This is a genomic window from Rhodopseudomonas julia (assembly GCF_030813515.1).
In the GTDB taxonomy this organism is placed as follows: Bacteria; Pseudomonadota; Alphaproteobacteria; order Rhizobiales; family Afifellaceae; genus Afifella; species Afifella julia.
In genome coordinates, this window is the sequence record NZ_JAUSUK010000001.1 from 1421198 (window position 1) to 1442593 (window position 21396).

At 63.7% G+C, this 21396-nt stretch carries 18 protein-coding genes and 1 tRNA gene; 7 read left to right on the forward strand and 12 right to left on the reverse strand.

Annotation, left to right across the window (positions count from 1 at the left end; translation table 11 throughout):
• Window positions 1-30: 30 nt before the first annotated feature.
• The 4 genes from J2R99_RS06555 to J2R99_RS06570 all read right to left on the reverse strand — a co-directional run bounded on the left by J2R99_RS06555 (window position 31) and on the right by J2R99_RS06570 (window position 2738).
• The gene (locus J2R99_RS06555) at window positions 31-705 is read right to left on the reverse strand and encodes an LON peptidase substrate-binding domain-containing protein (protein ID WP_307153640.1); all 675 of its coding nucleotides are present in this window, start codon (window positions 703-705) and stop codon (window positions 31-33) included.
• Window positions 706-740: 35 nt separating this feature from the next.
• Window positions 741-1673: a thioredoxin gene (trxA, locus tag J2R99_RS06560; protein WP_307153641.1), complete on the reverse strand. Its 933-nt coding sequence runs from the start codon at window positions 1671-1673 to the stop codon at window positions 741-743.
• Between the two features lie 98 nt (window positions 1674-1771).
• On the reverse strand, window positions 1772-2245 hold the full coding sequence (locus J2R99_RS06565) for a GNAT family N-acetyltransferase (protein ID WP_307153642.1): 474 nt from the start codon (window positions 2243-2245) through the stop codon (window positions 1772-1774).
• Complete coding sequence (locus J2R99_RS06570) at window positions 2235-2738, reverse strand: prolyl-tRNA synthetase associated domain-containing protein (RefSeq protein ID WP_307153643.1); 504 nt, start codon at window positions 2736-2738, stop codon at window positions 2235-2237. Before J2R99_RS06570 ends, J2R99_RS06565 begins: the two co-directional genes overlap by 11 nt.
• Window positions 2739-2978: 240 nt before the next feature.
• Here J2R99_RS06570 and J2R99_RS06575 point away from each other — a divergent pair.
• From J2R99_RS06575 to J2R99_RS06585, 3 genes are all read left to right on the forward strand, one after another.
• Window positions 2979-3053 (forward strand) — tRNA-Gly (locus J2R99_RS06575).
• Window positions 3054-3400: 347 nt separating this feature from the next.
• A complete protein-coding gene (locus J2R99_RS06580; protein ID WP_307153644.1) occupies window positions 3401-5509 on the forward strand; it encodes a TonB-dependent siderophore receptor in 2109 nt (702 codons plus the stop codon).
• Entirely contained in the window at window positions 5509-6774 is a 1266-nt protein-coding gene (locus J2R99_RS06585; protein WP_307153645.1) for an MFS transporter, read from the forward strand. The genes J2R99_RS06580 and J2R99_RS06585 overlap by 1 nt, the downstream gene beginning before the upstream one ends.
• A 36-nt stretch (window positions 6775-6810) precedes the next feature.
• Here the strand turns inward: J2R99_RS06585 and J2R99_RS06590 are convergent, their stop codons facing one another.
• Window positions 6811-7665 (reverse strand): LysR family transcriptional regulator, encoded by an 855-nt coding sequence (locus J2R99_RS06590; RefSeq protein WP_307153646.1) that lies wholly within the window; start codon window positions 7663-7665, stop codon window positions 6811-6813.
• A gap of 91 nt (window positions 7666-7756) precedes the next feature.
• Between J2R99_RS06590 and J2R99_RS06595 the strand changes: the two genes are divergently transcribed.
• Window positions 7757-8725 carry a quinone oxidoreductase family protein gene (locus tag J2R99_RS06595; RefSeq protein WP_307153647.1) on the forward strand — a complete coding sequence of 323 codons (969 nt, stop codon included), beginning with the start codon at window positions 7757-7759 and terminating at the stop codon, window positions 8723-8725.
• A 266-nt stretch (window positions 8726-8991) separates the two neighbouring features.
• Window positions 8992-10752, forward strand: coding sequence for a putative transporter (locus tag J2R99_RS06600; protein ID WP_307153648.1), 1761 nt, complete (start codon window positions 8992-8994; stop codon window positions 10750-10752).
• A gap of 13 nt (window positions 10753-10765) precedes the next feature.
• Here the strand turns inward: J2R99_RS06600 and J2R99_RS06605 are convergent, their stop codons facing one another.
• From J2R99_RS06605 to J2R99_RS06625, 5 genes are all read right to left on the reverse strand, one after another.
• Window positions 10766-11851: a YeiH family protein gene (locus J2R99_RS06605; RefSeq protein ID WP_370872282.1), complete on the reverse strand. Its 1086-nt coding sequence runs from the start codon at window positions 11849-11851 to the stop codon at window positions 10766-10768.
• Window positions 11852-11946: 95 nt separating this feature from the next.
• The gene (locus J2R99_RS06610; protein WP_307153649.1) at window positions 11947-14172 is read right to left on the reverse strand and encodes a xanthine dehydrogenase family protein molybdopterin-binding subunit; all 2226 of its coding nucleotides are present in this window, start codon (window positions 14170-14172) and stop codon (window positions 11947-11949) included.
• Window positions 14169-15158 carry an FAD binding domain-containing protein gene (locus J2R99_RS06615; protein ID WP_307153650.1) on the reverse strand — a complete coding sequence of 330 codons (990 nt, stop codon included), beginning with the start codon at window positions 15156-15158 and terminating at the stop codon, window positions 14169-14171. Before J2R99_RS06615 ends, J2R99_RS06610 begins: the two co-directional genes overlap by 4 nt.
• Complete coding sequence (locus J2R99_RS06620; protein WP_307153651.1) at window positions 15155-15796, reverse strand: 2Fe-2S iron-sulfur cluster-binding protein; 642 nt, start codon at window positions 15794-15796, stop codon at window positions 15155-15157. Before J2R99_RS06620 ends, J2R99_RS06615 begins: the two co-directional genes overlap by 4 nt.
• 113 nt (window positions 15797-15909) lie before the next feature.
• Window positions 15910-16830, reverse strand: a complete 921-nt coding sequence (locus tag J2R99_RS06625; protein ID WP_307153652.1) for an AraC family transcriptional regulator — start codon at window positions 16828-16830, stop codon at window positions 15910-15912.
• 331 nt (window positions 16831-17161) lie between these two features.
• On the opposite strand from J2R99_RS06625, the gene J2R99_RS06630 reads away from it, so the two are divergent.
• On the forward strand, window positions 17162-18190 hold the full coding sequence (locus J2R99_RS06630) for an aldo/keto reductase (RefSeq protein ID WP_307153653.1): 1029 nt from the start codon (window positions 17162-17164) through the stop codon (window positions 18188-18190).
• 262 nt (window positions 18191-18452) lie between these two features.
• Here the strand turns inward: J2R99_RS06630 and J2R99_RS06635 are convergent, their stop codons facing one another.
• A complete protein-coding gene (locus tag J2R99_RS06635; protein ID WP_307153654.1) occupies window positions 18453-19358 on the reverse strand; it encodes a LysR substrate-binding domain-containing protein in 906 nt (301 codons plus the stop codon).
• A 156-nt stretch (window positions 19359-19514) separates the two neighbouring features.
• Between J2R99_RS06635 and J2R99_RS17750 the strand changes: the two genes are divergently transcribed.
• Window positions 19515-19631: a YjiS-like domain-containing protein gene (locus tag J2R99_RS17750; protein ID WP_370872283.1), complete on the forward strand. Its 117-nt coding sequence runs from the start codon at window positions 19515-19517 to the stop codon at window positions 19629-19631.
• Between the two features lie 41 nt (window positions 19632-19672).
• On the opposite strand, the gene J2R99_RS06640 is transcribed toward J2R99_RS17750, so the two are convergent.
• Window positions 19673-21259 carry an OpgD/OpgG family glucan biosynthesis protein gene (locus J2R99_RS06640; protein ID WP_307153655.1) on the reverse strand — a complete coding sequence of 529 codons (1587 nt, stop codon included), beginning with the start codon at window positions 21257-21259 and terminating at the stop codon, window positions 19673-19675.
• Between the last annotated feature and the right edge of the window lie 137 nt (window positions 21260-21396).

Sequence of the window (21396 nt, forward strand, 5' to 3'; positions counted from 1 at the left end):
TGTCCTCCTGCATGTCCCAGTCTCAGCCGATTATTGCACGGGCGCCTGATCGTGGGAGCCCGCCAGCGATAATTCTGCGATGGCGATCAACGTCTCCGCTCGGGCTTTGAGGCTCGGCGCCTCCAGAAGCGCCTGCTTTTCGGCCGGGCCCCACGGGCTCATCATGCACAAAGCCGTGAGCAGGCCGACATTCGAAGCGCGTTCCACGCTTTCCCAGTCGGCTTCGAGGTCATGGGCGGTGAGATAGCTGCGAAAGGCCGCAAGAAGGGCCGCTCGATCGATTTCATCCTCACCCTGGCGCGGCTCGAAGTCGGAGGTGAACTTCTCAAAGCACACCTGACAGGCGCGGTAGTCCGCTTCCGTTTCCAGCTCCTGACGGATGGCGAAGCGCGAGACGCCGGTCAGGGTGACGAGATAGCGGCCGTCACCCGTTTCGGCGATCTGGGTCAACCGCCCGGCACAGCCCACCTGGCAGAGAGGCGCCGTATGGCAATCCTCGCTGCACCCGATCACCGGCTGAATCATGCCGATGAGCCGCTCTCCGCGCAACGCGTCGTCGATCATGGCGACATAGCGCGGCTCGAAGATGTTCAGCGGCAATTGCCCGCTCGGCAGCAGCAAAGCGCCGGAGAGCGGGAACACCGGGATCCGGTCGGGAAGGTCGGATGGATCTCTATAACAGCGATTTCCGGCCTGAATGGCCATTCGCAACACCTCGTCGAATGCTTTCCAGTCTAGAACTAGGCGAAAAGCAGAGACGACAAGCGCTGACGGGACTTAGCCGTCGCCGGATCCTTGGTTCCCCAGGCCTCGAAGAACTGCACAAGCTGCTTGCGTGCCGCCTGATCGTTCCATTCGCGGTCGCGGCGAACGATCTCTAGGAGACAATCCGCCGCGCCTGTGCGATCGCCGCGCGCATTGAGAATGAGCGCAAGGTCGAAGCGCGCCTGATGATCCGTGGGATCCTGCTCGAGCTGCGCTTTGAGAGCATTGGGATCGCCGAGGCCTTCAGATTGCTCCGCCAGTTCGAGGGCTGCACGCGCCTGCACGAGAGCTTCGCTGGCGGCAAGCGCCGGTTCGATCCCGTCGAGCAGTGCCCGCGCCGCATCGAGATTGTGAAGACTGATCTCGCAGCGCACCAGCCCGGCGAGGGCTGCCGCGTTTTCCGGTTCTTCCTGCAGCGTCTGCGCATAGAGATTGGCAGCACCCGCGGGGTTGCCGCCCTCGAGTTCCGCATCAGCCGCCGCAAGTGCCGCGTCTGCCGAGCTCGGTCCCACGGGTCCTGCAATGCGCTGCAGGAAATCCATGACCTGGCTTTCGGGAAGTGCGCCCATGAAGCCGTCGAGAGGTTGGCCGTCCTTGAAGGCGATCACGGCGGGAATGGAGCGGATCCCGAGTTGGCCGGCGATCTCCGGGTGATCGTCGATGTTCATCTTGACGAGCTTGACCTTGCCGCCGGCCTTCTTCACCGCGGCTTCGAGGATCGGCGTCAGCTGCTTGCACGGGCCACACCAGGGGGCCCAGAAATCGACCAGAACCGGAACCTCGCGCGAGGCCTCCATGACGTCGACGCGAAACTCCTGGGTGGTGGTCTCCTTGATGAGGCCGGAGGCGTCGTTCTGAGGCTGCGGGGCGCTCGTCTGGCCGCCGAGGATGAATCCTTCTGCGCTCATTTGCGGCTTCCTTCTATGTGTCGTGGCGATATGTGGCGATCGTAGCCGGGAAAGCAATCGAGTCAGGCGTCACCGTCGCGGGCGATGTCGCCGCGGATTTACCCGCCGCCCCAGCTTTCATCGTGGATGGTGAGCTCCAGGATGGGGCGTGCCCACGAGACGGGCCCGGAAGCGGGCTCCTGGCCCACGACCCGCGCGCCCATTTTTTCGTAGAAGGCCTGCGCCGGCGGATGCGAGATGATCTTGATGGCACGAATGCCGCGGGTCGCCGCTTCACGCTTCAAATCGGTGATGAGGGCGGCTCCGAGACCGGTTCCCTGCGCCTCGTTGGCGACGAAGAGGAGGTCGAGTTCGGGCGCCGGCGTCGTCGTCAGGCTGTAATAGCCCAGGATTTTGCCAGCCCGTTCCGCCAGGACGAAGATGTCTTCGACAAGCTGGGCTTCACCGATCACGTAACCGTCGAGCATCGCGCGGTAGGGCCCGCGATAGGCGGCGGAGGCCTGCGTCAGGGCGTTGAGCGCGGCGCGGTCCCGCTCTTGGGCGCGGCGCAGGATGACCCGATCAGGCCGCATCGCCGGACGCGGCAAGGATTTGCGGCTCGTGACCGGCGGCCTTCAGGAAGGTGAAGAGGTCCTCGCGGCCGATCTTGGTCGTCGCGGTGTTTTCCAGCGGGTGGAAATTCAAGACGTCGTAGGAGAGGAGAGCCTCGTCCAGGACGAGGGTGACGCGCTGTGTCTCGTCGTTGATGACGGAAAATGGCGTGACGGAGCCAGGCCGCACGCCCAAGAGCTCCTCCAGGAGCTCCGGTTTGCCGAAAGACAGGCGCGCCGAGCCGAGCCGCTTATGCAGCGTCTTCATATCGATCTCGGCGTCTTCCTTGGCCACGAGCAGGAAGACCTGGTCCTTCTTGTCCTTCAAGAAGAGGTTTTTGGTGTGTGCACCCTCGATCGTGCCGCGCAGGCGTTTCGATTCCTCCACGGTGAAGAGCGGCGGGTGTTCCATCGTTTCCGTCGAAATGCCGATCTCGTCGAGGAACGCCATCAGTTCGGCGCGACCTTTCGCCATGTCTCTTGCCCCGCAAGCTTCGTAAAGGCGTCGCCATAGCCAAGGCCGAACACGGGCACAAGGTGAGACGGCCGCGGGAGGCCTCGGCGGGACGTGCGCAGGCAAGAGGCGGGCGGAAGAGGGGCCGATCTCCGTCCGAGGAAATTGTTCTCGCGATCGGCGCATTTCAGGTGTTGCAATGGCCAATCGCTTGCGCCATATAGGCGACCGCTCCCGCCGCACGGCGGTGCAGCGATGGATGCGGGTGTAGCTCAGGGGTAGAGCACAACCTTGCCAAGGTTGGGGTCGTGGGTTCGAATCCCATCGCCCGCTCCAGTTTTCTCGTGATTTCCCTTCCAGATCATGAGTGCGCGCCGCGAAAGCGGCTTAGCCGTGCGGCTGCACTTCGTGCAGAGGTGTGCCGGCGGCGCGGCAATCGTCTCATCCGTTTCATCTAGGGCCTTTCGCTTCTTGGCCGACGCTGCCCAACGCTGCGTGGTCTTGGCGCGCCGTATCCGGCGGTCGAATGCCCCGCGATCGCGCCAGGCGAGCGCGGGTGCGATAAATATGACACATTGAGTTAGGTTTTATCCTTGCGGACGGTGTTGGGCCATCTGCAAATGTTGACTCCGCTCGTCAGGTTTTGCACGGCGACGACCGGCATTCTAAAGACGAGAGAGTACATGATCCTCCACCGCACCCTTCTGGGCTTCAACGTCGCCGCTCTCGGCTCATTCTTCGTGGTGAGCCTGCCCGGAGACGTTCACGCGCAGGACCTCGACAACCCGGTCGCGCTTCAGCCGATCGTCGTCGAGGCGGAGAGCGATCAGATCCTGAAGCAGGACGGGTATGTCGCCAAACAGGATCGGGCGGGGACCAAGGTCGATACGCCGATAGCGGACATTCCGCAGGCGATCACCGTGGTCACGCAGGATCAGATCGAGGATCAGGAGCCCCGGACGCTCAACGAGACGCTCGGCTATACGGCAAGCGCCAACCCGAACAATTTCGGTTTCGATTCGCGCTTCGACGCCTTCACGCTGCGCGGTTTCAACGCTTATTACAACGGTATCTTCCGCGACGGGCTGCGTCAGTACAATTCGCCGACGGCGCTCTTCAAGACGGAGCCCTATGGCATCGAAGGAATCACCATCCTGAAAGGTCCCGCCTCGTCGCTTTATGGCGTCAGCGGGCCGGGTGGAATCGTCAACATCGTCACCAAGCGGCCGAAGGAGGAGACCTTTCGGGAGGTGGAACTCGTCGGCGGCGGCCACGACCGGTACCAGATCGGTGTTGATTTCTCCGGGCCGGCGAACGATTCAGGGACCTTGCTCTATCGACTGACCGGGCTTGCGCGCAATGCCGAGGCCGAGATCCCGTCCTATCCCGACAACAAATACTATCTCGCGCCGGCTTTCACACTGAAGCCCGATGACGATACGACGTTCACCGTCTTGAGCGAGTTGTCGCGCACGGTCACGGGCGGCACCGCCTCCTATTACAATCCGGCCTATGGTGTCGTGTCGGATCTCTACGACGGCGATCCCGACTACAACGATTTCGTCCAGAATCAGGGGCGGATCGGCTACGAGCTCGAGCACCGCTTCAACGAACTTCTGACGGTCCGCCAGAACCTGCGCTACAGCAAGGTCGACGCCGACCTCCAATATTCGGGGCATTACGCGAGCGGCGCCGATCTTGCCCGCTACTGGGGCCATTACGAGGAAGACGCGGCGTCCTTCGTCGTCGACAATATGGCCCAATTCACCTTCGACACGGCCGCGATCGCCCATACGGCGCTTGCCGGGGTCGATTACACATGGGCCGAATACGACGCGTCGAGCGCTCTCTCCTATGCCTCGGTCGACGATATCGCGAGCGCCCCGCTCGCCTATGACGGCGGCCAGGAGATGAACGGTATCGGCGCCTATCTTCACGACCAGATGGAGTGGAACGGCTTTACCTTGTTCCTCAGCGGCCGCTACGACTGGGTCGAGACCACCTCCATCGACAGCGATCGCGTCGAAACTGACTACGACGATGAAGCCTTTTCCGGGCGCGTCGGCCTTTCCTACCGCACCCGCTGGGGTGTCATCCCCTATGCGAACTATTCGACATCCTTCTCGCCGAATATCGGGCTCGTCTACGATGATGTGACGAGCGACGAGGGACGCGCGGCAGAGCCCACCATCGCCGACCAGGTGGAGGTCGGCGTGAAATATGAGATCCCCGAGACGAATGCGATCGTGAGCGCGGCCTATTTCAACATCGCGCAGACCGACGGAGTCGTCTTCGACACGACGACCGGCATCAACCGGCAGCGGCAGCTCGATCTCACCTCGGAAGGCGTCGAATTGGGGGCGCAGGCCTCGCTTGACAACGGCCTCAACCTGATCGCTTCCTACACGCATCTCAAGATGACCATCGATAAGGGGGCGACCGGGACGGCCGGCAACGAATTATCCGGCGTGCCCAACAACATTTTCTCGCTCTGGGGGCTCTATCAGTTCCAGCCGGGCTCGCCGCTTGCCGGCCTCGGGATCGGAGCGGGTGTGCGCTATGTCGGGGACAGCTACGGCGACGACACCAATACGTTGAAGAACGACGACCGCTACTTCATCGATGCGTCGCTTTCTTATGACTTTGGGGCCCGCGATCCGCGGCTCGCCGGAGCCAAGCTGCAGATCAACGCCAAGAATCTCCTGGATGAGCGGGAGCCGATTTGCACCTCCGGCTATTGCTACCGCGACGAGGGGAGGACGATCATCGGCAGCCTGCGCTACCGCTTCTGATGGCGGCGGACGAGGCGGCCGAGACGCCATCCTGCCATTGGCTCAAGAGGCCGCTCGCCACGCTCGCCGCGATCGGCGGCCTCTATGTCGCGCAGAGCGTCATCGGGGGGATGACCTGGGTCGGCCTGCCCGCTGTCCTGCGCAGCCAAGGCGCCGATCTCGGCGATATCGGTCTTGTTTCGCTGATCGCGCTGCCTTGGGCGCTCAAGTTTCTTTGGGCGCCTGCCGTCGAACGCTATCGCCTGCCTCCTCGCGGGCGCAATCGCTCCGGGTCCATCGTCCTCGCCGGCATTTTGATGGTCGTGGCCATCTTGGGGCTCATCGGCGCGCTGCCTGCTGAGGCGCTTTGGGCGATCTTCGCCCTTCTCACTCTCGCCGCCCTTGCCACGGCGACGGTCGATATCGCCTGCGACGGCTATGCGGTCGAAAATCTCTCCACGCAGCAGCAGGGCTGGGGCAACAGCGCTCAGGTCGGCGGCGCCTATCTCGGCTCGGCTCTCGGCGGCGGCCTGTTTCTGGTGATCGTCGGGCATAGCGGCTGGACCGCCGGCGTGTGGACGATGGCGGCGCTCGTGACGCTCCTCGCGCTCCCCTTCCTCGTCCAGTCGCGGGCTGTAAGCTTCGATGCGGAACGTACGCATCTTCCCTCGCTTCGGGCGGCTCTTGCGCGCCGCGAAATTCGCCGCGGCCTTGCCGTCGCCGCGCTTTACGTGGTGGCGCAGAAAACCCCCTTCAACATGCTGTCGCCCTACCTCGTCGATCGCGAGGTGAGCCTTGCGACACTCGGTATCCTGAACGGGCTCGGCTCTATCGTGCTCGGCATTTCTGGATCGCTCCTGGGGGGCGCCTGCGTGCGCTTGTTCGGGGTGCGGCCGGTGCTGGTGGCGGCGCTTGCCCTGCAGTCGATGGTGCTCGCCTTTCTGTCCTTCTCTGTCACCGCGCCGTGGATCCCCCTCTGGCTCGTCATCGGGGTGGCTCTGGTGGCGACGTCGGGGTTGATGGCCTTCGGTTTCGTGGCGCTTTACGCGCAATTCATGCGCTGGTCGGACCCCCGCCAGGCCGGCATCGACTTCACGTTGTTTCAATGCGTCGACGCCCTCGTTTCGTTGAGTGGCGGTATTGCTGCGGGTTTTCTCGCCGAGCGTTTCGGGTATTCGCCGTTCTTCGCTGGCGCCGCTGTTCTTGCAGGGCTTGCCGTCGCGGCGATTGCTGTGGTGGCAGGCGAGAAGACGTCGAAATCCGGCTGCGGAGGGGCTGCCGGATGAATGGCGAAGATGTCTCGTCCAGGCGGATTGCCGCCTTCAGCCATGACGCTCGAATGTCTCGCGCAAACATCGGCTGACCGCGCGGATCGGCGCCGAATTTTTCAGATCCGAATGAATGGCGAGCCAGAGTTCGCGCACGGGGAGGGTTTCGCCAATGCCGACCGCCACGAGCTCCTGGTCGCCCGCGGCGACGAACTCCGGTAAGATTGCGATGCCTGCGCCCGCTCGTGCCGCCGCCTGTTGAATCTCCGACGTGCTTCCCAAGAAGGAAATCGGCCTCACCCCGGCAATGCGCTGGAGCGCGACGTGTTGCGCGGAGCGGTTCATTGGCTCGTCGTAACTGATGAACCGCCAATCGCCTTCCTCCGTCTCGGCCAGGTAGGTGGGGCTCGCATAGAGGCGGAACGGCATCTCCGCGAGCTTGACGATGATCAGGTCACCGTCCTGGGGTCGGCTCAGCCGAACGGCAATGTCAGCCTCTCGCCGCTCCAGCGATGCGCTGCGTGTTTCTCCGAGGATGCGGATCGTCAGGTCTGGATGGCGCTTCTGCAAGCCGACCAGCGGTGCGGTCAGCATTGCGGCGGCCAGGGCTGGCGGGGCGCTGATCGTGACGGTACCGGCCAATTCGGAGCGCGCTCCGTCCACGGCACGTCCAATCGCCGTCGCCTCCGTTTCCATTCTTTGGACGAGGGCTGCGATACGCTCGCCATCCTCGGTCAGCGTCAGCCTGCGGCCGCGACGGTCGACCAGCTTCAGCTGCAGCTCGGCTTCCAAAGCGGCCACGCGCCGCGCCACGGTCGCGTGCTCGACCCGCAACAGACGGGCTGCGGCCGAAAGGCTGCCGGTGGCGGACAGCGCTCCGAAATGGCGGAGATTTTCCCAATCTGCCATCAGCGATTTTCTCCCATCTGATGACTGCTTTTAGGCAATTCCTGAACAGGGCGATATCGGAGAACACTGCCGCCAGAAAAGGAGTTTTGGCATGAACGAAATGGTTCGGATGGTTGCTGCGGGCGGCGTGGAGGTTCTGGACGTGGCCAATGGCCCGGCGCTGGTGGCTGGGCCGGGCGAGATTTGCCTTCGGCAGGAGGCGATCGGCGTCAACTTTATCGACATCTATCAGAGGCGTGGGCTCTATCGCCTGCCGCTGCCGGCGGTTCTCGGTGTGGAGGGCGCAGGTGTCGTCGAAAGCGTGGGAGAGGGCGTCACACATATCGCTCCGGGCCACCGCGTGGCTTATGCCGGCGCGCTCGGCGGTTACGCGACAAGGCGAAAGCTGCCGGCGTGGCGGGCGATTCTCCTGCCAGAGGAGATCGGCTCGCGTGTCGCCGCCGCCTCGATGCTGAAGGGCCTGACCGCGCATATGCTTTTGACTCGAACCTATCCTGTCGGTGCGGGGACGGTGATTCTGGTCCACGCGGCGGCAGGCGGGCTCGGCGTGATGCTGGTGCGATGGGCCAAGCATCTGGGTGCGACCGTGATCGGGACTGTCGGATCGCGGGAGAAAGCGGAGCTGGCCAAAGCCCAGGGCGCCGACCATGTGATCGTCGGACGCAATGCGGATCTGGTCGCGGAGGTGGCAGCGATTACGGACGACAAGGGTGTAGACTTCGCCGTGGATGGTCTCGGCGGCGCCATCCTTGCAAAGACGCTGGGTTGCGTGCGCCCGTTCGGGACGGTGGCAAGCATCGGTCAGGCCGCGGGGCCGATACCGCCCGTGGCGGTGGAGGATCTCGGCCCCGTCCGGTGTCTGTCGCTCGCCCGGCCGAGCGTGATGGCCTATGCGGCAGATCAAGGCGCCTATCCGCAGGCGGCGGATGCGCTTCTTCAGGCCATGCAGCAGGGCGTCGTCGCGCAGATCGGAGCGGAGTATGCGCTCGGACAAGCTGCCGAAGCCCAAGCCGCTCTGGAGGCCGGTCGCACCACGGGCAGCCTTTTGCTCGTCCCCTGAACGGTTGAACGCCATTGGGGGTGGCCTTGAATGCCGCCTCCAAATCGCCGATGCTCGCGCAACTTCCCGCCACAGGCTGCCGAGTGAGACGTGATCGCCCCACCCGAAGTGTACCGAGCCGACGCGTTTCTCATGTTCGAAGGGGCGATGGCGGAGATGTCGCGTCGGGTTTGCGATGACGGATGCCTGGCGCCCGTGCTAGAGGCGGCGCGCGCGGTGTTCGCTGTGAGACCCCGCCGTGGATCGCTGCCGCAGATTTCGGCCAAGTGCCGAAGCGGAAGGATCTTTTCGGGTTTCAAGGCGAAAAGCTGCGCAGCCGCGGGCTCCTCCTCCCCTCTGCCCGCCAGCGGGTCTTCGTGATGGACTTCTCCGCCCTTCTTTCCGGCCTCGATCCCGTCGCAAGCGGCCTCGTGGTCCTCTGTCTCGTCGCCGTCACCGGCCTCGCTCTCGGCAATGTCCGGATAGGCTCCGTTTCGCTCGGCATTGGCGGCGTCCTCTTCGCGGGTATCGTCTGGGGCCATCTCGGCTTCACCGTCGATCCAGAAGTGGCGCATTTCCTGCGCGAATTCGGCCTCATCCTCTTCGTCTATTCGATCGGCATCCAGGTCGGGCCGGGCTTCTTTTCGGCGCTCAAGCGCTCTGGGCTTGCGCTCAACGGTCTCGCCGCCGGTCTCGTCTTTCTCTCCATCATCGTCGCGGCCGCATTGCACCTTATCGTCGGGGTGCCCTTGCCGGTGATGCTCGGGCTGATGTCTGGGGCAACGACCAACACGCCTTCTCTCGGCGCCGCGACCCAGATGCTGACCAGCGTCGGGGCAGGGCCCGAGGCTCTCGCAGCGCCCGCGCTCGGCTATGCCGTGGCTTATCCTTTCGGCATTCTCGGCATTCTTCTGACCATGGGGATCGTGCGGGCCGTCCTGCGCATTCGGCCCGAAGCCGAGCAGGCGGCATTCGAAGCGGAGCGGGCCGCCAAACAGCAGGGGCTGCAGACCGTCAACGTCAAGGTCACCAATCGCAACATGCAGGGGCTTACGATCGGCGCTCTGCCGGGGCTCGAAGAGATGAGCCTCGTCGTCTCCCGCATCATGCGCGACGGTGTCGTGGAGGTCGCGCATCCGGAGAAGGAGGTCCGGCTCAACGACGTTCTCCTTCTCGTCGGCCCGGCGGAGAAACTGCCCGGCATGGTCCGCATCCTCGGCCAGCGGGCGAAGACCGACCTGAAGGCGATCCCGTCCGACGTGAAATGGAAGCGCTTCGTCGTCACCAATTCTAACGTTTTTGGCGCCTCTCTCGGCAGTCTGGACCTGCTGCACCGCCACGACGTCGTCATCAGCCGCGTCACCCGCTCCGGCATCGAACTCGCCCCGCATGATGGGCTGCGCCTGCAATTCGGCGACATTTGCACCGTCATCGGCCATCCGGAAAATCTCGACAAGGCCGCTCAGGTTCTCGGCAATCGCACCCAGGCCCTGGAGCAGGTGCAGATCCTGCCGATCTTTCTCGGCATCGCACTCGGTGTTCTCTTCGGCTCCATCCCGGTCGCTTTTCCGGGCATGCCGGCACCGGTGAAGCTCGGGCTTGCGGGCGGACCGCTCGTCGTCGCCATCATCCTGTCGCGCCTCGGCCATATCGGGCCACTCGTCTGGTTCATGCCGTCGAGCGCCAATCACGCTTTGCGCGAGATCGGCATCGTTCTCTTCCTCGGCATTGTCGGGCTCAAGGCGGGGGAGAGTTTCGTCTCCATTCTGGTGGAGGGCGACGGGCTCATCTGGCTTGTCTATGGCGCCCTCATCACCATCATCCCGCTTCTGATCATCGGCTTCGTGGGCCGGTTGGTGCTGCGGCTCAATTATCTGACGCTGTGCGGCCTTCTCGCCGGCAGCATGACCGATCCTCCGGCCCTTGCCTTCGCGAATGCGATCCGCCCCTCAGAGGCGCCGTCGCTCGCCTATGCGACGGTCTATCCGCTCGTCATGGTGCTGCGCATCCTGGCGCCGCAGGTCCTCGTCCTGATCTTCTGGTTCTGAGACGGTCGCAGTCTCAGAAGAAGAGCTTTACCAGGGTGAGGCTGAACGTCGAGATGAAGAGGAAGGCGAGGAGGCCGAGAAGCGCGGGGTGCAGGCCTTTCGCCATCAGCTTGCGCACATCCGTCTCCAGCCCCATCGCGGCGAGCGCCATCGACAGAAGAAAGGTCGTGGCAAGCGCGATCTCGCTCTTTGCCGCTTCCGGAATGTCCACGAGGCTGTTGACGCCGACGAGGGCGATGAAGCCGAGCACGAACCAGGGGATCGGTGCTCGGACGCCAGAATTGCCGGAGGTCGCGAGACGCTCGCGGGCGAGGATGCCGAGGCCAAGAACGACCGGCGCCAGCATCATCACCCGCGACAGCTTGGCGATGGTGCCGAATTCGCCGGCCTCGGCCCCGTTCTGATAGGCGGCTGCGACCACTTGGGCGATCTCGTGCACCGAAGCCCCGGTCCACAGCCCGAAAGCGTGCGGTCCGAGGCCAAAGAGCGGACCGAGGAACGGATAGGCGAACATCGCGATCGAGCCGAAGATGGTGACGCAGGCGACGGCATAGGCGACGTCCTCATCATGGGCGTTCGTCACGGTGTTGGTGGCGATGACGGCGGAGGCCCCGCAGATCGACGTGCCGGCGGCGATCAATTCCGCGAGCTTGCGTTCCACGCCGAGCTTTCTCCCGCACCAGACCGTGAAGGTGAAGGTCGAAAGAAGTGTGGCGATGATGATAGCGACCCCGGTTCCGCCGACCTCGATTACTTGCGCAGCCGTCAGCTGGAGGCCGAGCAGGATGATGGCGAAGCGCAGGATGCGGCGCATCGAGAAGCCAACGCCCGCTTTGGCAACAACGGGCGTGCCGATGAGGTTGTGAAACAGGATGCCGATGAGGATGGCGATGATCATCGGGCTGAAAGCGCCGAGCCCTGGAAGCTGACGAAGCCCGAAGGCTGCTGCTGCAATCGCTGCGGCGAGACCCACGCCGGGAAGGATGGCGCCGAGAAAGCGGGTGCTCGTGGCGGTGGGCGATGTGACGACCGGATCGGCGCGGTCCGCGTCGACGAATGTGTCTGCGGTGATTTCGGGTTCGTCGCTCAATGCGGTCAAGATCGGTCTCCGTCCGGAAGACCGATCTTTCGCATCCCAGGCTTCCATCACTCCAACGCATAATTTCGCTTGGAGTGATCGGAAAGATCAATGAGTCAGGCGTCTGGGAGACCTGCCAGGACCTTGTCGAGGGTGGCCGGATAATTGCGGACCCGCACGCCGCAGGCGTTGTAGATAGCGTTGGTGATCGCTGCGCCGACGCCCGCAAGCGCGAGTTCTCCAAGACCCTTGCCGGCGAGAAGGCTCGCTGCCGTGTCGCGCTCCTCAAGGAAGACGACGTCGAGCTGGGGCACATCGGCATTCACCGGCACATGGTATTCGCCAAGGTCGTGATTGACGAGTAGGCCGGTGCGGGGATCGATCACCAGCTCTTCCGCGAGCGCCGATCCGATCCCCCAGATCTGGCCGCCGTAGCATTGCGAGGTGGCCGTCTTCTCGTTGAGGATGCGCCCGGCGGCAGCGACGGTCAGAAGCCGGCGCACCCGGGTCTCGCCCGTCACGGCGTTGACGCCGACCTCGCAAAAATGCGCGCCATAGCTCGCCTGATGGGTGGTTTCGGCCGTCTTGCCAGGCTCGATCGTGCCGCGGCCTGTGAGCGTTCCGCCTTCAAGGATCTCGTGAAAGGGGATCCGTCGGTTTCCCGCGATCGCCTGGCCGTCCTTGAGGGTCAGGTCCGAGGCGTCGACGTCGAGGCGTTTGGCGAGCGCCTTCACCAGGTCCTCGCAGGCAAGATAGACCGACGAGCCGGCGCTGTTGGCTCCCCAGGAGCCGCCGGAGCCCGACGAGGGCGGCAGGTCCGTATCGCCCAAAAGCACGGTCACGTGCTCGGGAGAAAGTCCCAGCATCTCGGCCGTGATCTGCTGCAGGATCGTGTAGGAGCCGGTGCCGATATCCGTCATCGCCGTGCGCACGGTGGCGCGGCCGTCGGGGGCGAGCTCCACCTCGGCTGAGGATTTCATCAGCTGGTGGCTGCGCGAAGCCGCAGCCATGCCATAGCCAATCCACCATTCGCCTTCGCGCCGGCTTGCCGGCTTCTTCGGACGGTTCTCCCAGCCGAAGCGGCGCGCACCCTCGTCATAGCACTCCAGCAGCTTTCGTGAGGAAAAGGGAAGCTCGTCCTGGGGTGCGACCTCAGGCTCGTTCAGCTTGCGAAATTCGATCGGATCGAGGTTGAGCCGGATGGCAAGCTCGTCCATCGCGCTCTCGAGCGACAACATGCCAACGGCTTCGCCGGGTGCACGCACCGAGGCCGTCATCAGGACATCGGTTTCCGCTAGCCGATGGGTGATCTGTCGGTTCTCGCCCGCATAGAGGAACACCGTCGAAATCGCGACCGGCTCGAAGAACGAATTGCCGGGCGAATTGGTGACGAAATTCTCATGTGCCAGCGCAGTGATACGGCCTTCCTTCGTGGTGCCGATACGGACGCGCTGGATCGTCTCGGAACGCCGGGACGTCGTTTGAAAGACGTGCTGGCGGCTGAGGGCGACCTTCACCGGCTTGCCTGCCGCTCTCGCGCCGAGCGCTGCCAGAACGGCATCCGGGCCGATGCCGAGCTTGGAGCCGAAGCCGCCGCCGACATAGGGGCTCAACAGATGGACGTTCTCCACGGGCACGCCGACGCCGTTGGCGATCTGAATGACGTTCGTCTCCAGAAGCTGGCAGGACGACCAGATCGTGAGCTTGTCGCCGTCCCATTTGGCGACGGCCGCATGCGGCTCCATCGGGGCGGCGCTGTGGCTTGGCGTCGTATAGGTTTCGTCGAACTGGATCTCGGCCGCCGCAAAGGCCGCTTCGAAATCGCCGCGCAGATTGTCGGGCTGCATGGCGCCGGGACCGGGATTGGTCGCGTCTTCGAGGTGATCGCGCAGGCTGTAACGGCCCTCGCCGGGCTCGTAGATGGTTTTGACGAGCGACGCGGCATGCCGAGCCGCCTCGAAGGTTTCGGCGACGACGAGCGCCAGCGGCTGGCCGTAATGGAAGACCTGGCCGTCGATCGTCTGCGCTGCCGGCGCCATGGGGAGGGCGGAGGCGCGCAGCACTCTGTCGCCCGCAATGACGGCCAGAACGCCCGGCGCCGCCTCCGCTTTGGAGGTGTCGATGGAACGGATCTTCGCCTTGCCGATCCCGGCCGTCACCATGAAGCCGTAGGCCACGTCTTCACCCGCGAGATGCTCGTAAGCGTAAGGCGCGCGGCCCGACACTTTGAGGGCGCCCTCGTAGCGGTTGAGGGGCTTGCCGAGAACGGCCTGCGTGCCGTGATCGAGGCGCGTTTCGCCGACCGCCTCGTCCATCACATAGGTGTTTGCGTCGGTGGTCATTGGGCTGCCTCCTGCGTCGCCTCTGTGAGAACGGCAATCATTGTCCGACGGGCGAGGGGGATCTTGAAATCGTTGTGACCATGGCCTGTCGCTCCCTTGAGAAGCAGATCCGCCGCCTCTTCAAACAGTGCTTGTGAAGGCTCCTGGCCGATCAGGGCGTCCTCGACGGCCCGGTCGCGCCATGGCTTGTGGGCGAGCCCGCCGAATGCGAGACGCGCCGAGGCGATGCGGCCGTTCTCGACGGCGACGATTGCCGCGACCGAAACCAGCGCGAACGCATAGGAGGCGCGGTCGCGCACCTTGCGATAAATGTGGCTTCCCTTCGGCGGAGGCGGCAGCACGACGTTGGTGATGAGTTCTCCAGGCTGCAGATTGCTCTCCACTTCCGGCGTCTGGCCAGGGAGGCGGTGGAAGTTCTTCAGCGCAATCGTCCGACTTCCGCCGTCCGGCAGCCGCGTTTCAACGGTCGCGTCGAGCGCCAGCATGGCGACCGCCATGTCGGAGGGATGGGTCGCGATGCATTGGTCGCTTGCGCCCAGGATTGCGTGGATGCGATTGAAGCCGTCGAGTGCGGCGCAGCCCGAACCCGGATTGCGTTTGTTGCAGGGCGCGGACGTCTCGTAGAAATAGTAGCAGCGCGTGCGTTGGAGGAGATTGCCGCCGGTCGTCGCCTTGTTGCGCAGCTGTGCCGAGGCGCCGGCGAGCAACGCCCGCGACAAGACCGGATAATCGCGCCGTACGGTGGCATCGGCAGCGAGATCGGCATTGGTGACCATGGCGCCGATCCTGAGGCCTCCATCCTCCGTCGGAGAGATCTCCGTCAAAGGCAGTCGCGAGACGTCGACAAGCGTTTTCGGCGCCTCGACTTCGAGTTTCATGAGGTCGAGAAGATTGGTGCCCCCGGCGATGAAGCGGCTGCCCTGCTCTTCGGCCAGGCGGCCGGCCTCCTCAAGGTCTCCGGCACGTGAATAGGCAAATTCCCTCATGCCGGCTCCTTGTTTCCGCCGGTCGCGACGCTTTCATCCCGTGCGCGGCGGATCGCGTCGACGATGTTGGGATAGGCCGAGCAGCGGCAGATATTGCCGCTCATTCGCTCCGAGATTTCTTCGTTGGAGAGCTCCGGCTCGCCCTCAAGGCTTTCGCTCACATGGCTCGGCCAGCCGGAGCGAAACTCATCGAGCATGCCAAGCGCCGAGATGATCTGGCCCGGCGTGCAGTAGCCGCACTGAAAACCGTCATGGTCGAGAAAGCTCGCCTGCATCGGGTGGAGGGCTTCGGGCGTTCCAACGCCCTCGATGGTGGTGACGGCATCGCCCTCGTGCATGACGGCGAGTGTCAGGCAGGAATTGATGCGGCGGCTGTTGACGAGCACGGTGCAGGCGCCGCACTGGCCGTGGTCGCAACCTTTCTTGGTGCCGGTGAGCGCGAGATGATCGCGCAACGCATCGAGAAGCGAGGTGCGCGGATCAAGATCGAGCTCGTAAGCGGTATCGTTGACGGTGAGGGTGATCACAGATCGTCCTTTCTTGCAGACAGCGCCCTGTGTCGCTGTGCGGCGGACAGGGCCGGGACGAGGAAACAGGCGCGCCAGCCAAGCTGAACAGACGGGTCGAGGCCCGTCCATTGCGGGCAATTTCCGCGATGGGTCTGTGTCAAGAACACATGAACGCGAAAGGCGTTGCTTCCGCCCTGCGCGCCGGGAAGCCGTTTCCCTGAGTCGGCAAAGAGGCGGCGGCCTCAGACAGGATCGGTCAATTGCGCGGCGTCGAGTGCCGAGGCGCGGAGCCGTGCCGCATCGCGGGCCGGCGGGGCACCGAAGAAGCGGGCATATTCGCGGCTGAACTGCGAGGGGCTCACATAGCCGACCGCGAAGCTGACGCTGCCTGCATCGGCATTTTGCGTGAGCAGCATGTGGCGGGCCCGCTGCAGCCGAAGCTGCTTCTGGTATTGCAGCGGACTCATGGCCGTCACCGCCTTGAAATGGCGGTGAAAGGAGGAGGGGCTCATACCTGCAATATCTGCCGCATCCTCAATCTTGAGGGGGCGATCGAAGCGCTGTTTGATCCATGCGATGGCGCGACTGATCTGGTTCAGCCGGCTGTCCGACAGAGCAATCTGGCGGAGCGTGCCGCCCTGCGGTCCCCGCATCAGGCGGTAGACGATCTCCCGTTCGATGAGCGGTGCGAGAATGCGAATATCCTGAGGTCGGTCCAAGAGGCTGGTAAACCTCACGATCGGGTCTAGGAGCTCAGGAGTCAGAAGGCTGACTGACAATCCAGGAGTGAGCCCTGTCTCTGGCTCTCCATTGCCCATTTCCAGAAGCATTGCGGCGAGGAGCTTCGGGTCGAGACGTATGGCCAGGGCGAGATAGGGCTCTTCGCGGCTGGCTTTGCAGATCTGCCCAACAACGGGCAGATCCACCGAGACGACGAGATAATTGCCCTCGCCATATTCGAAGAGCTTGTCGCCGAGCATGGCGCGCTTGGCACCGCCTGCGATCACGCAAAGAAGCGGCTCGTAAATCGATGCGGTCGGGAGCGTCAGGCCATCCGAGCGCACGAGAGTGAGGCCCGGCACCGGCGTTTGGCAACGGTGGCCATCACAATGGCGGCGGATCAGTGTGCTCAGAGCATCGAGGCTCGCAAGGGATTCCGGCATGGACATTGTCCGCGAGAGTGCACGGCAGAGATAGATGTTTGAGAGCGCGGTCGCCACAAGGAAATCTCACGGCTGAGAGGATCAGGCAAAAAGGTGACAGCATCCGCGTGGCGGACGTGCACCGGGCACGCCATTTCGGTCACGATCCGCCAAGTGACCGATCGGGCGCCAAGTGCAAGATCCGGTCGCCATCCGCCGGTCGCCGGCCAAAGAGCGACGCATCGCAGGAGCGGTGCCGATCGGTATGAGGTTTCTGCCTCGGGGGATCCACCATTTGCGGCCCTGCCTCGTGCGAACAGGTCAGGGCCGATCCACGCGAAAGGACGAATGTATGCGTTACAATCCGCTCGGCCAGACCGGCCTTCTTGTCTCGGAACTGTGCTTCGGCACCATGACTTTTGGCGGCAACGAGGGGCTGTGGGGCCAGATCGGCAATCTTGGACAGCAGGACGCCGATGCACTTCTCAGTCGCGCCCTCGATGCCGGCGTCAATTTTATCGACACGGCGAATGTGTATGCCGAGGGCCGCTCGGAGACGATCACCGGGCAGGCGCTCAAGAATCTCGGTGTCGCCCGCGACGACGTCGTGGTGGCGACGAAGTTTTTGGGCCGCGTCGGGGAAGGACCGAACGCCGCCGGCGCCTCGCGGTATCACATCCTTGACCAGGCGAAGAAGAGCCTTGAGCGTCTCCAGCTCGACCATATCGATCTCTATCAGATCCATGGATTCGATCCGCTGACGCCGATCGAGGAAACGCTCGAAGCCCTCGACACGCTCGTGCGCCACGGCCACGTCCGCTATGTCGGCGTGTCCAACTGGGCGGCGTGGCAGATCGCCAAAGCCCTCGGAATTTCAGAGCGCAAGAACCTCGCGCCGTTCCGCTCACTGCAGGCCTATTACACGATCGCTGGACGCGATCTGGAGCGCGAGATCGTGCCGATGCTCACCTCCGAGAAGGTGGGGCTGATGGTGTGGAGCCCGCTCGCTGGCGGCTTTCTCTCCGGTAAATACAGCCGCGACGACGAAAAATCGGGTGACGGTCGGCGGGCGACCTTCGATTTTCCGCCGGTCGATAAGGACCGCGGCTATGCAGTCGTCGACGAGATGCGCAAGATCGCCGAGGCACATTCCGTCAGCGTGGCCCAGATTGCTCTCGCCTGGCTCCTGCATCAGAAGGTGGTCACGAGCGTCATCATCGGTGCCAAGCGCATGGAGCAGCTGGACGACAATCTCGCCGCCGTCGAGGTGCGCCTCTCTGACGATGAGCTCAAGACGCTCGATGAGGTGAGCCGGCTTGCACCGGAATATCCGGGTTGGATGCTGGAACGGCAGTCGAGCTACCGAAAGTTCGAGGCCTGAACCGCTTCGTTCGCGATCCGGGGGCGGCTTCGGCCGCCCTTTTCGTTTCAAGAGGATTCTCTCCGGCCGCGGCGCGCAAAACGCGTTGTCGCGAAACTGCCGCTGAGGTGCTTCTCCCCGCTAGGGCGTGACCATGAGCGCCCCGCTTCCTCACTCCGCCGCGCAATCGAGCCTTGAAGTCATGCTGAAAAGTCGCTGGATCCAGGCGACCAGACACCGCGTGCGGAAGCGATGATGGGTTCTGGCAGAGGTGTGGCGCCGCTCAGGTGAAGGGGGGCGGCGACGTTCGCTCAAAGCGCTCCGCCTCTTCGAAAAGCCAATCGAGGAGAAGCGTGAGCGCCGCTGTCTGGCGCGGCCGCCATAGCGCGATGTAGTCGTTGCCGCTCGGGCAGAACCCGAAGGGTGCGACGAGCCGACCTGCCGCAATATCGCCGGCCACGAGCGGCCAGGGTCCGATCGCCACGCCAAGGCCTGCAGTCGTTGCTTCCAGGAGATAGTAGAAGCGCTGATAGACGGCCGCCGCGGCTGTGTCCTCGAGCTCGCTTGCGGGATTTCTTTCGCCACTCGCTGCCGCCCATTGCGCCCAGGCGTGGGGCCGGGTGCGGGTGTGCAGAATCGGCAGGCCGGCGATGTCCTGCGGGATGAGCCGCGCGATCGCGGGGGAAAGGACAGGCCCCGTCCTTTCGGCAAACAGCGTGCGTGTCACAAGGCCGGAAGGCCAGGGACCGGCGCCCACCCGGAGAGCGAGGTCGAAATCAATGCGTGCGAACTCGTCATCGTGGTCGCATGCCGTCAAGCGCACTTCGATCTCCGGGTGCTGCTCCTTGAAGATGTGCAGACGCGGAATAAGCCAGCGCATGGCGAGCGTCCCGCTGCAGGCGAGATCGATGAGCGAGGATCGCCGTGTCGCAACGCGCGCGACGGCCACCTGTAGTTGGTCGAAACCGGCCGTCAAGCCGGGCAGGAGTGCGCGGCCTGCTTCTGTCAGGCGAATGGCGTTCTTCGGCCCCTCAAAGAGCGGAACGCCGAGCACGTCTTCAAGCTGCTGCACCTGACGCGAAACGGCACTGTGGGTGACGTTCAGCTCTTCCGCCGCCAAAGACATACGGCCGTGGCGACCGGCTGCTTCGAAGGCGCGGAGCCCGTTGAGGGAGGGTAGGCGCCGCATTATGTGAGATTATAGAACATCACCTGTACGAGAATATCGTTTTTCACGGCGCGTACAAGCGGCTTTGATGCCGCCATGGACGATATATTAGTTCGAAAAACGCACTTTGGGAGTGGCGCGGCAGCTCGGTGTTGGCGATGCCTCAAGCTCGGCACGATGCGTTCACGTCAACGGCAGCAACTGTCGGAGATGGAGGATTGGCAACTCGCCGACCTTGCCATTTCGGAGCCGGAACGAGCATTCGAGTGTCGCAAATGGTGGTGGCAGCGCTGACGCGACGGCCGATTCGTCCGTCACGTCTCGCGGCGCATATCTCAGCGGTTGTCGGCGAGATCCATGCTGGCAGGGAAGAACTGCGAGATCCAAGTCTCTGTGAGAGCCTCGCCGTCCTTCTTGAGGAAGAGCCGCAGATCCACCGGCTCTTTGCCTGTGACTTGTACCTCGAAGGCGGCACGGAACAGGCCGGCGCTGTCGACCACCGGATAGGCACTGCAGCGCCCCAATGTGCCACGTGAAACATTAACCATGGCGGTCACGCCGTCTTCGCGTGTAAAGCGACCGAGATCGCCGCCGGCAAAGTCGATGACGAATTGATAGACGTCTTTCGGGCGCGGCTGGCCCGGAACGCCACCTGCCCCGATAAAAGTATCGACGACCCGCCCGGCGCGCGTGGCGTAGGGTTCGTCGAAACCCCAATGCAGGCGATATTTCAGATCAAGCGTCTTGCCGGGTTCGATCTTCTCCTCGGGGGTCCAATAAGCGACGATATTGTCGTAGATCTCGTCATCGGTCGGGATCTCCACGAGCTGCACCGCGCCCTTACCCCACCCTTCAAGGGGTTCGACCCAGAGCGAGGGACGGCGATGATAGAAGACCCCGTCGTCCTGGTAATGGTCGAAATGGCGATCGCGCTGAAGGAGCCCGAACCCCTTCGGGTTTACGTCGCTGAAGCTGTTGGTCATCACGGAGGGCGGATTGTTGAGCGGTCGCCAGATCCGTTCGCCGCTGCCTGTCCACATGGCGAGCCCGTCGGAATCGTGGATCTCGGGCCGCCAGTCCTTCGCGTGCTGTCGGTCCTTCTGCGAGTACCAGAACATGGAGGTCAACGGGGCGATGCCGAGGCGGGTGATCGACTTGCGCGGGAAGAGGACGGCCTCTGTTTCCATGACGACGCGCGCTTCGCGGGCGCAATCGAAGCGGTAGGCACCCGTCAGGCTCGGACCTTCAAGCAGGGCATAGACCGTCAGCCGGTCGGGATCGCCGGGCACGCCCTCGAGGAAAAACCGGCTGAACCGGGGAAATTCTTCGCCCGCCGCCAGGCCCGTATCGACGGCGATACCGCGTGCCGACAGCCCATATTGCTTGCCGCTTCCGGGCGACCGAAAATAAGAGGCGCCGAGGAAGGACAACCAGTCCCATTTCAAGTCTTCCGCCATCACCCGGAAACCGGCGAAGCCGATGCTCTGGGGCAGGCTGCGGGCGATGTGGCCCGCCGGCATATCGAAATAGCTCTGGCGGTAGAGAACCTCGTGCGCCTTGCCGTCCTTCACCACCGCGATGGTGACCGGGTCCTTCTGGTAGCGGCCGAGATGAAAGAGCTGGATCGGCGCCCCGCTGTCGCCACCCAGACGCAAGGTGCGGTCCTTGCGATAGCTGATCTGGAAATAGGCGTCGTAATCGATCTTATCGAGGATCTCCGCCATGGTGGAGGAGGGCGGCTCCCAGGGGGCCTCGGAGACGGTTTTCGCCGTCTCCTTCAGAAGGTCGAAGGAAAAGGGCTGCGTCGGCCCGTAAAGGATACCGTCGGTCTCGACATTGGGCGCTGCGAAGCTGCGGCCGGCAAATGGGCTGAGGGCGAGCGCTCCTCCTCCGGCGAGCGCAGCTCGGCGTGAAATCTTCATCGTGTGTCGTCCAGGCGGGTGTCGTTTCGAGCCGGCTAAGATTGGTCTGCGGCAGAAAGGTGACGAAGCGGCAGGTTTCTCTACGAAGCGATCCAATCGTCACCCACTGGTCGAGGCGCATGTCCGGTATACAGCGT

Bases quoted from the DNA above. Each gene is read 5' to 3' on its own strand.
- J2R99_RS06555 (WP_307153640.1), bottom strand. From the start codon at position 705: ATGGCCATTCAGGCCGGAAATCGCTGTTATAGAGATCCATCCGACCTT.
- trxA (WP_307153641.1), bottom strand. From the start codon at position 1,673: ATGAGCGCAGAAGGATTCATCCTCGGCGGCCAGACGAGCGCCCCGCAG.
- J2R99_RS06565 (WP_307153642.1), bottom strand. From the start codon at position 2,245: ATGCGGCCTGATCGGGTCATCCTGCGCCGCGCCCAAGAGCGGGACCGC.
- J2R99_RS06570 (WP_307153643.1), bottom strand. From the start codon at position 2,738: ATGGCGAAAGGTCGCGCCGAACTGATGGCGTTCCTCGACGAGATCGGC.
- J2R99_RS06580 (WP_307153644.1), top strand. From the start codon at position 3,401: ATGATCCTCCACCGCACCCTTCTGGGCTTCAACGTCGCCGCTCTCGGC.
- J2R99_RS06585 (WP_307153645.1), top strand. From the start codon at position 5,509: ATGGCGGCGGACGAGGCGGCCGAGACGCCATCCTGCCATTGGCTCAAG.
- J2R99_RS06590 (WP_307153646.1), bottom strand. From the start codon at position 7,665: ATGGCAGATTGGGAAAATCTCCGCCATTTCGGAGCGCTGTCCGCCACC.
- J2R99_RS06595 (WP_307153647.1), top strand. From the start codon at position 7,757: ATGAACGAAATGGTTCGGATGGTTGCTGCGGGCGGCGTGGAGGTTCTG.
- J2R99_RS06610 (WP_307153649.1), bottom strand. From the start codon at position 14,172: ATGACCACCGACGCAAACACCTATGTGATGGACGAGGCGGTCGGCGAA.
- J2R99_RS06615 (WP_307153650.1), bottom strand. From the start codon at position 15,158: ATGAGGGAATTTGCCTATTCACGTGCCGGAGACCTTGAGGAGGCCGGC.
- J2R99_RS06620 (WP_307153651.1), bottom strand. From the start codon at position 15,796: ATGGACGGGCCTCGACCCGTCTGTTCAGCTTGGCTGGCGCGCCTGTTT.
- J2R99_RS06625 (WP_307153652.1), bottom strand. From the start codon at position 16,830: ATGCCGGAATCCCTTGCGAGCCTCGATGCTCTGAGCACACTGATCCGC.
- J2R99_RS06630 (WP_307153653.1), top strand. From the start codon at position 17,162: ATGCGTTACAATCCGCTCGGCCAGACCGGCCTTCTTGTCTCGGAACTG.
- J2R99_RS06635 (WP_307153654.1), bottom strand. From the start codon at position 19,358: ATGCGGCGCCTACCCTCCCTCAACGGGCTCCGCGCCTTCGAAGCAGCC.
- J2R99_RS17750 (WP_370872283.1), top strand. From the start codon at position 19,515: ATGCGTTCACGTCAACGGCAGCAACTGTCGGAGATGGAGGATTGGCAA.
- J2R99_RS06640 (WP_307153655.1), bottom strand. From the start codon at position 21,259: ATGAAGATTTCACGCCGAGCTGCGCTCGCCGGAGGAGGAGCGCTCGCC.